Raw genomic sequence first — 9,215 nt, 5'->3', positions numbered from 1 at the left:
CTGCGGGGCGTGCGCTGCGGGGCGATCCTGCCCGGCGAGGTCGCGGCCGACTCGGGCCTCGACGAGGCGGCGCTCGTCGCGCTCGCCCACCCCAGGCGAGCGACCCGCGCGACGAGCGCGACGAGCCCGACACGCCCGACGAGCACCACGAGCTGAGCGGATGCCGCGGCCCGCGCGGCGACGGACGAGGAGGTCCCATGAGCTACTACACCCCGCAGGGCGGGCTGCCCGAGCAGACCGAGCTGCTCACCGACCGCGCGATCGTGACGGAGGCGTACACCGTCATCCCGAAGGGCGTGCTGCGCGACATCGTCACGAGCAACCTGCCGGGGTTCACGAACACCMGCGCGTGGATCCTCGCCCGGCCGATCGCCGGATTCGCGACGACGTTCTCGCAGCTCATCGTCGAGATCGGCCCGGGCGGCGGCGCCGACTGGCCCGAGCGGGAGGAAGGCGTCGAGGGCGTCGTGTTCGTGACCGCGGGCGAGCTCACGCTCGAGCTCGAGGGCGACCAGCACGTGCTCGAGGCGGGCGGCTACGCCTACCTCGCGCCGGGGGCGAGCTGGGCGATCGCCAACGAGGGCTCGGAGTTCACGAGCTTCCAGTGGATCCGAAAGGCCTACGAGCCGCTCGAGGGCCACGAGGTGACCTCGTTCGTCACGAGCGACGCCGACGTGCCGCCGCAGGAGATGCCCGGCACGAACGGCGCCTGGTCGACGACGCGGTTCGTCGACCCCGACGACCTCGCGCACGACATGCACGTGAACATCGTCACCTTCCAGCCGGGCGGGGTGATCCCCTTCGCCGAGACGCACGTCATGGAGCACGGGCTGTTCGTGCTCGAGGGCAAGGGCGTCTACCGCCTGAACGGCGACTGGGTCGAGGTCGAGGCGGGCGACTTCATGTGGCTGCGCGCGTTCTGCCCGCAGGCCTGCTACGCGGGTGGGCCCGGGCCCTTCCGGTACCTGCTCTACAAGGACGTCAACCGGCAGGTGCGGCTGACCGGCCTCGCCGCCGGCCGCACGGCCAGCCGATGGGGATGAGCGAGCGGATGCCGCGGACGGCCGCTGCGGCATCAGCCCCCGTCGCGGCATCCGGGCCCCTCGATCTCGTGCTCGAAGGCGGCCGCGTGCTCGTGGACGGCGCGTTCGCACCTGCCGAGGTCGGGGTGCGCGACGGCCGGATCGTGGCCGTCGCCCCGCTCGGGGCGGGTCTCGGGCGTGACGCGGCGGAGGTGGTGCGGCTCTCCGATGACGAGGTACTCATCCCCGGGCTCGTCGACACGCACGTGCACGTGAACGAGCCCGGCCGCACCGAATGGGAGGGCTTCACGTCGGCGACGCGGGCCGCCGCCGCAGGGGGAGTCACGACGATCGTCGACATGCCGCTGAACAGCATCCCGCCGACGACGTCGGTGGCAGCCCTGGCGACCAAGCGCGCGGCGGCGCGCGGACGCGTCTTCGTCGACGTCGGCTTCTGGGGCGGGGTCGTGCCCGGCAACCTCGCGGACCTCGAACAGCTCGTCGCGGAGGGCGTGTTCGGGTTCAAGTGCTTCCTCGTCGACTCGGGCGTCGACGAGTTCCCGCCCGTCTCGGCCGACGAGATGGAGGCGGCGATGCGCGTCGTCGCCGGAACCGGCTCGCTGCTCATCGTGCACGCCGAGGACGCCGCCGTGATCGGCGCCGCGGGGCGTGCGCTCCCGCACCCACACAGCCGCGACTACGCCGACTTCCTCGCGTCGCGTCCCGCGACGGCCGAGCACGCCGCCATCGCCGCGGTCATCGAGGCGTCCGCGCGCACGGGCGCGCAGGCGCACATCCTCCACCTCAGCGCGGCGAGCGCGCTCGGGCTCATCGCCGAAGCCAAGGCCGACGGCGTGCCCCTCACCGTCGAGACGTGCCCGCACTACCTGACGCTCACGGCCGAGGAGGTGCCGGCGGGCGCCACCGCGTTCAAGTGCTGCCCGCCGATCCGGGATGCCGCGAACCAGGACGCGCTGTGGCGCGGACTCGAGCAGGGCGTCATCGACTTCATCGTCTCCGACCACTCGCCGGCGCCCGCCGAGCTGAAGTTCGCCGGCGACGGCGACTTCACCGAGGCGTGGGGCGGCATCGCGTCGCTGCAGCTCGGGCTCGGCCTCGTGTGGACGGAAGCCCGACGCCGCGGCATCCCGCTCGCCCGCGTCGTCGAGTGGATGTCGGCGGCGCCCGCGCGCCGGGTCGGCCTCGGGACGAAGGGCGCGATCGCCGAGGGCCGCGACGCCGACCTCGTGGTGTTCGCGCCCGACGAGCTGTACACCGTGGATGGCGCGGCGCTCGAGCACCGGCATCCGATCACGCCCTATGACGGACGCGAGCTGCACGGCGTCGTGCGGCGCACGTGGCTCGCGGGCTCGCCCGTCGACCGCACGGCTCCGCGTGGGCGACTGCTGCGGCGGGCAGAATCGGAGGGTGCAGGCGATGACGCTTGAGGAGTTCAACGCCGCCGATCGCGACGAGGCGATCGCGTGGCTGCGCCCGTGCGTCGACGTGTCACGCTGGTGCGCCGAGCTCGCCGACGGCCGGCCGTACGCGTCGGTCGAGGCGCTGCTCGACGCCGCCGCGGAGGCCGCCTCGCCGTTCACCGTGGCTGAGGTCGAGGGCGCGCTCGCGCACCACCCCCGAATCGGCGAGCGCCCGGCCGGCACCGACGCCGAGGCGGCGATGTCACGGTCCGAGCAGTCCGGCGTCGACCCGGCCGACGCCCGGGTGGCGGACGAGCTCGCCGCCGGCAACCGCGCGTACGAGCAGAAGTTCGGACGGGTGTTCCTCATCCGGGCCGCCGGCCGCTCGGCATCCGACATCCTGGCCGCGCTCACCGAGCGGCTGGCGCACACGCCGGCCGAGGAGCAACCGGTCGTCGCCGACCAGTTGCGCCAGATCGCCGTGCTCCGACTGAAGGGACGTTTCGCATGACCACCTCCCGCATCACCACCCATGTGCTCGACTCGTCGACCGGCGTGCCCGCGCAGGGGATGCACGTCGAGCTCGCCGGTCGCGAGGGCAACGGCTGGCGGCCGCTCGACGCCGGCATCACCGACGTTGACGGCCGCATCATGCGACTCGGCGGCGACGACCTGCCCGCGGGCGAGTACCGTCTGCGCTTCGACACCGGGGCGTACTTCCGGGCAAGGAACGCGGTCACGTTCTACCCCGAGGCGATCATCACCTTCATCGTCACCGACGATGGCCGGCACGTCCATGTGCCGCTCCTGCTGAGCCCGTTCGCCTACTCCACCTACCGAGGGAGCTGAGCCATGACCGAGTCCACGATCGTCCTCGGCGCCAACCAGTACGGCAAGGCGGAGGTGCGCGTCGTGAAGCTCATCCGCGACACCGCCCGGCATGAGATCGACGACCTGAACGTGACCTCCCAGCTGCGTGGCGACTTCACGGCGGCACACCTCGCCGGCGACAACGACCACGTCGTGCCGACCGACACGCAGAAGAACACGATCTTCGCATTCGCCCGTGACGGCATCGGGTCGCCGGAGTCGTTCCTGCTGCGGCTGGCCGACCACTTCGCCGGCTCCTTCGACTGGGTGACCGGCGGACGGTGGGAGGCCGAGCGCTTCGACTGGGAGCGCATCCGCACCGGCTCCGAAGAGCACGATCACGGGTTCGTGCGCTCGGGGCGCGAGGTGCGCACGGCGCTCGTCATCGCCGACGGCGCCGACCGCCACGTGCTCGGCGGCCTCAGGGGGCTGACGGTGCTGAAGAGCACGGACTCGGGCTTCGTCGGGTATCCGAAGGACCGTTACACGACGCTCCCCGAGACGACCGACCGCATCCTCGCGACCGAGGTCACCGCCCGGTGGCGCTACGGCACCGACGGAGGGGCCGCCCGGGCCGAGGTCGACTACGACGCGGTGTACGCCTCGGTGCGGGGCCAGCTGCTCGAGGCGTTCGCCGACGGCTACTCGCCCGGCCTGCAGGCGACCCTGTTCGAGATGGGCCGACGGGTGCTCGAGCGGCATCCCGAGATCGCCGAGATCCGTTTCTCGATGCCGAACAAGCACCACTTCCTCGTCGACCTCTCGCCGTTCGGGCTCGACAACCCCAACGAGGTGTTCTTCGCCGCCGACCGCCCCTACGGCCTGATCGAGGCGGCTGTGGTGCGCGAGGGCGTGGAGTCCCCGCCGGCCGCTTGGGACGGCGTCGCCGGGTTCTGCTGACCCGGCCCGCCTGATCCCTTCCCTCTTCCCTCCGCCCCACAACTCACCTTCCGGGAATCCGAAATGTAGGAAGTTCCCGCCCGTCCACGGCGCGTCATGGCCACGGCACGCGGCCGTCCCAGCAGTTTCTCCTCCGTTCCGCCGTGGCACCACTCCTCCTCCCACACGCCTGGGCGGGCCGAGACCGCCACGAATCCGCCACTCGCGCGCGAGCGGGCCGCCCCACTCGCGAGGCTCTTCCCATGCCCGATGTCCTCCGCGAGCTCGCCCGCCTTGGCCAGGTCGCGCGCGTGGGCAGGCTGCTCGTGCGTGGCGTGACCCGCGCGGAGCTTCGTGCCGGGCTCGACCGGGGGCTGCTGCTGCGCCCGCGCCACGGCTGGATCGCCTCGCCGCTCGCCGATCGCGACCAGCTCCGCGCAGTCGCGATCGGCGGACGCCTCGGGTGCGTCTCCGCGTTGCGCCGCTTCGGCGTCTGGTCGGGCGTCGACGACGTCCTCCACCTGCAGGTGCACCGCACCGCTTCCCGCGTTCACCCGTCCGCCCGGTCACCCGCCGCCGAGAGCATCGGCGTGTGGCATCCGTCGGTGCCGTCATCGAGGTCGCGCACGCGCACCGTCCGTCTGGCATCGGATGCCGCTCCGCGCGTGCATTGGGCGGTCGAGCGCGCGCCGCGCGCCGCCCTCGACTGGATCGTTTCGCCGCAGTCGGCTCTCGCGTCCGCGCTCCGGTGCCTGGACGCCGAGCACGGGAGCGCGGCGATCGACTCCGCGCTGCACGAAGGGGTTCTGACCAGGCGGCAGGTCGACGAGATCGTGTCGTCGTTGCCTGATCGCGCCACCGCCCTCGTCGACGAACTCACGGGCCGGCCCGAATCCGGCGTCGAGAGCCTGTTCGTGAGGCGGGTCTCCAACGCCGGTTTCCGGGTCGAACCTCAAGTCGACCTGGCCGGATTCGGGCGGTACGACGGGGTCATCAACGGAAGCGTGCTCTTCGAGGTGGATGGTCGTGGATACCACTCGGGCGCCGGCGAGTTCTTCACGGACCGAGACCGCACCCTCGTGGGCCTGGCGTTCGGTGTTCCGGTGATCAGGCCGAGCGCTCGGCACGTCACCGAGGACTGGCCCCTCACGCTCGCAGCGGTGACTCGGACCGTCGCGGACGCCGAGATCGTGCGCCGCCACCGCGGCCTGCCGCCGATCACCCGCTGACGGATCACCAGCGCTCGGGTCCACACTTTCAGGGCCAGGTCGGAACCCTGCCCACCGCACCGGCGCGACATGTAGGAAGACACACCGGAGGGGTGTGGGTATCGACGGGGGACTCGCCGCTCGTCGCTCGAAAGTTCCTACATTTCGGTGCTGGGCCGGTGAGGGCGAGGCGGATGGGCGGATGGTGAGCGGGTGTCTGGGTGAGCCGGCCAGTGGGTGAGTGGCCGGGCGAGCGGATGCCGCGGGCGGGCGGTGCGGCCCAGGACGACCCGTTCGGAATCCGTGTGATCCCGGGACGGTGCGGCATCGACTGGGCATCCCGCCCGCGATAGCGTCGGGGGATGCGGATCCTCCTCGTCGGCGCCGGAGGCGTCGGAGATGCCATCGCGAAGATCGCGGCTCGTCGCCACTTCTTCGAGCTCCTCGTCGTGAGCGACTACGACGAATCGCGGGCGGAGCGCACCGTGGAGTGGATCCGCGGGCGGCACGGCGACGAGGTGGCCGCCCGGTTCGCCACGACCAGGATCGACGCGAGCGACCCCGATGTCGTGGCATCCGTCGCCCGCGAGATGCGCGCCACGCACGTGATGAACGCGGTCGAGCCGAAGTTCGTACCGTCGATCTTCGCCGGCGCGCTGGCCGCCGGGGCCGACTACCTCGACATGGCGATGAGCCTGTCCGAGCCGCATCCGACCGACCCCTACGCCCAGACCGGGGTGAAACTCGGCGACGACCAGTTCGCGCAGGCCCCCGACTGGCAGGCCGCCGGCCGGCTCGCGCTCGTCGGCATGGGCGTGGAGCCTGGCCTGTCCGACGTGTTCGCCCGGTACGCCGCCGATCACCTGTTCTCCGACATCGACGAGCTCGGCGTGCGCGACGGCGCGAACCTCGTCGTCACCGATGAGGAGGGCAACGAGATCTTCGCCCCGTCGTTCTCGATCTGGACGACGATCGAGGAGTGCCTGAATCCGCCCGTGGTCTGGGAGGAGGACGGGGGCTGGTTCACGACGCCGCCGTTCAGCGAGCCCGAGGTCTTCGAGTTCCCCGAGGGCATCGGCCCGGTCGAGTGCGTGAACGTCGAGCACGAGGAAGTGCTCCTCATGCCCCGCTGGGTCGACGCGAAGCGGGTCACGTTCAAGTACGGCCTCGGCGACGAGTTCATCACCGTGCTGAAGACCCTGCACCTGCTCGGCCTCGACTCGACGACGCCCGTGCGCGTGCGCTCGGCGAACGGCCCGGTCGAGGTCGCGCCGCGCGATGTGGTCGCCGCGTCACTGCCCGACCCGGCCACCATCGGCCCGCGGATGACGGGCAAGACGTGCGCGGGCCTCTGGGTCACCGGTATCGGCACCGACGGCGAGCCGCGCGAGGTGTACCTGTACCACGTGTCCGACAACGAGTGGACGATGGCCGAGTACGAGGCGCAGTGCGTGGTCTGGCAGACGGCCCTGAACCCGGTCATCGCGCTCGAGCTCCTCGCCACCGGCGCCTGGACGGGCACCGGCGTGCTCGGCCCCGAGGCGTTCGACGCGGCGCCGTTCCTCGACCTCATGGCCCGCCCCGAGTCCGACGGCGGCTACGGCCAGACGTGGGGCATGGAGGATCGGCTGGCGTGACCGTCACCGAGGCTGCGGCGGCTGAGGCCGACGCGATGGCGGATGCCGCGGACGCCCGCAGCGGCATCCGCACCCGTCCGGCGCGTCCCGACGAGCTCGACGGCGTGCTCGCCCGCCTCGAGGCGACCTGGGGAGAGGGTCGCGGACCCGACCGCTCGATCATCCAGGCCATCGATCACGCGGGCAACACCGTGCTCGTCGCGGTCGAGCTCGGCCAGGACGGTGCGGATGCCGCGGGCGCACCGCTCGGCGCGACACTCGGGTTCCTCGGCTGGGCGGGCCGCCTGCACCTGCACTCGCACATGAACGCCGTCGACCCGGCGGCGCGCGGACGCGGCATCGGCGTCGCCCTCAAGCTCCGCCAGCGGGCGGTGTGCCTGGCGCACGGGGTCACCGAGATGCGCTGGACGTACGACCCGCTCATCCGCCGCAACGCCCGCCTCAATCTCGTGCGCCTCGGCGCCGAGGTCGTCGCGTTCCGGCCCGACTTCTACGGCGTGCTCGACGACGCGATCACAGGCCGCGATCGCAGCGACCGGTTCGAGGTGCGGTGGCGCCTGGACGCGCCGCGCACCGTGCGGGCGCTCGTCGGCGGCGCAGTTCCCAAGTGGGCTGCCGAGGGCGGCCTGCCGCTCGTGGCCGACTTCGAGGCGGTTCGCGCCGCCGACCCCGCCGGTGCGGCCCGGCTCCGAGATGCATCCCGCGAGGCCTTCGCGGTGCTCGCGGCCGACCCGGGCCTGCGCGTCGACCTCGACGCGAACGGCGACTATGTCTTCACGCGCGACGACCCCGACCGGGAGGCATCATGAGCGACACGACGAGCGACATCCCCACCATCGAGCGCATCGAGCTGCATCGCCTCGAGGTGCCGCTCGTGCGCCCGTTCGAGACCTCGTTCGGCCGCGAGACCGTGCGCGAGGTGCTCCTCGTGCACGTCGCCACCGACGCCGGCGAGGGCTGGGGCGAGTGCGTCGCCGGCCGCGACCCGTTCTACTCGGGCGAGTACGTCGACGGGGCGGCATCCGTCATCGAGCGCTACCTCGCACCGGCGCTGCTCCACCCCGGGGCCCGAACGCACGTCCACGCAGCGGCAGCGCAGACCGGGCAGGGCGAGCCGACGGATGCCGCAGGCGCGGCCGGCCTCGACGGGCCGGGTCGGCGCGGGGCATCCGTGCCGCTGGCGGCATCCGTCGGCCCGACGCTCGCGTTCGTCGCGGGGCACCGGATGGCGAAGGGGGCGCTCGAGGCGGCCGTGCTCGACGCGGAGCTGCGCGCGCAGGGCCGCTCGATGGGCGAGCTGTTCGGTGCGACCCGCGACTGGGTCGACTGCGGCGTGTCGGTCGGCATCGCGCCGACCCTCGAGGAGCTGCTCGACGAGGTCACCGGCTACGTCGAGGAGGGCTACCGCCGCATCAAGCTCAAGATCAAGCCCGGCTGGGACCTCGTGCCCGTGGGAGCCGTGCGCGAGCTGCTCGGGCCGGCCGGGCTGCTGCAGGTCGACGCGAACACCGCCTACACCGCCGACGACATCCCGCTGCTCGCCGAGCTCGACGCGTTCGGCCTGCTGCTCATCGAGCAGCCGTTCGCCGAGGAGGACCTCGCCACGCACGTGCGCCTCGCCGAGGCGTGCGAGACCCCGGTGTGCCTCGACGAGTCGATCCTCGACGTGACGACCGCGGTCGACGCCATCGATCGCGAGGCGACCAGCGTGGTGAACATCAAGCCGGGTCGCATGGGCGGCTACCTCGAGGCACTGCGCGTGCACGACGCGTGCCGCGCGCTCGACGTGCCGGTGTGGTGCGGCGGCATGCTCGAGACGGGGATCGGTCGCGCGGCGAACGTCGCGCTCGCGGCCCTGCCGGGCTTCACGCTGCCGGGCGACACCTCGGCATCGGGCCGCTACTTCGCCGAGGACCTCACCGAGCCGTTCGTGCTCGGCGACCCCGCCGGCGAGCATCGCGGGCAGCTTCGGGTTCCGGATGCCGCGGGCACGGGCGTGACCGTGCGCGAGGACCTCGTGCGCGAATGGGCGACGCGCGAGCCCGTGGTGCTCACCCGCTGACCTCAGCGGCTGCCGTCCAGCCGATGACGCGACACGCGGCTCACCGCAGCGTGAGCGCGAGCTCGCCGATCGCCGCTGCCGACGCCGCCAGGCGCGGGTCGTCGTCGATGGCGAAC

At 72.5% G+C, this 9,215-nt stretch carries 9 protein-coding genes; all 9 read left to right on the top strand.

Annotated elements, in window-relative coordinates; all coding sequences use genetic code 11:
- Positions 1-197: 197 nt before the first annotated feature.
- The 9 genes from AC1DY2_RS09915 to menC all read left to right on the top strand — a co-directional run bounded on the left by AC1DY2_RS09915 (position 198) and on the right by menC (position 9,099).
- A complete protein-coding gene (locus AC1DY2_RS09915) occupies positions 198-1,043 on the top strand; it encodes a bifunctional allantoicase/(S)-ureidoglycine aminohydrolase (RefSeq protein WP_476762269.1) in 846 nt (281 codons plus the stop codon).
- Positions 1,044-1,051: 8 nt separating this feature from the next.
- Positions 1,052-2,470, top strand: a complete 1,419-nt coding sequence (gene allB / locus AC1DY2_RS09910; RefSeq protein ID WP_476762268.1) for an allantoinase AllB — start codon at positions 1,052-1,054, stop codon at positions 2,468-2,470.
- Positions 2,460-2,954 carry a 2-oxo-4-hydroxy-4-carboxy-5-ureidoimidazoline decarboxylase gene (gene uraD, locus AC1DY2_RS09905; RefSeq protein WP_476762267.1) on the top strand — a complete coding sequence of 165 codons (495 nt, stop codon included), beginning with the start codon at positions 2,460-2,462 and terminating at the stop codon, positions 2,952-2,954. Before allB ends, uraD begins: the two co-directional genes overlap by 11 nt.
- Entirely contained in the window at positions 2,951-3,292 is a 342-nt protein-coding gene (gene uraH / locus AC1DY2_RS09900) for a hydroxyisourate hydrolase (RefSeq protein ID WP_476762266.1), read from the top strand. Before uraD ends, uraH begins: the two co-directional genes overlap by 4 nt.
- 3 nt (positions 3,293-3,295) lie before the next feature.
- Positions 3,296-4,213 (top strand): factor-independent urate hydroxylase, encoded by a 918-nt coding sequence (gene pucL / locus AC1DY2_RS09895; protein WP_476762265.1) that lies wholly within the window; start codon positions 3,296-3,298, stop codon positions 4,211-4,213.
- A gap of 242 nt (positions 4,214-4,455) precedes the next feature.
- Positions 4,456-5,421 (top strand): hypothetical protein, encoded by a 966-nt coding sequence (locus AC1DY2_RS09890; RefSeq protein WP_476762264.1) that lies wholly within the window; start codon positions 4,456-4,458, stop codon positions 5,419-5,421.
- A gap of 341 nt (positions 5,422-5,762) precedes the next feature.
- Positions 5,763-7,037, top strand: a complete 1,275-nt coding sequence (locus AC1DY2_RS09885; protein ID WP_476762263.1) for a saccharopine dehydrogenase family protein — start codon at positions 5,763-5,765, stop codon at positions 7,035-7,037.
- Positions 7,034-7,846: a hypothetical protein gene (locus AC1DY2_RS09880; protein ID WP_476762262.1), complete on the top strand. Its 813-nt coding sequence runs from the start codon at positions 7,034-7,036 to the stop codon at positions 7,844-7,846. The genes AC1DY2_RS09885 and AC1DY2_RS09880 overlap by 4 nt, the downstream gene beginning before the upstream one ends.
- Complete coding sequence (gene menC / locus AC1DY2_RS09875; RefSeq protein WP_476762261.1) at positions 7,843-9,099, top strand: o-succinylbenzoate synthase; 1,257 nt, start codon at positions 7,843-7,845, stop codon at positions 9,097-9,099. Before AC1DY2_RS09880 ends, menC begins: the two co-directional genes overlap by 4 nt.
- Positions 9,100-9,215: the final 116 nt, after the last annotated feature.

The sequence above is a fragment of the Agromyces sp. P1_H4 genome (assembly GCF_056405255.1).
The sequence above is the reverse complement of the archived record's forward strand: the minus strand, read 5'-3'. Positions and strand labels throughout refer to the sequence as shown.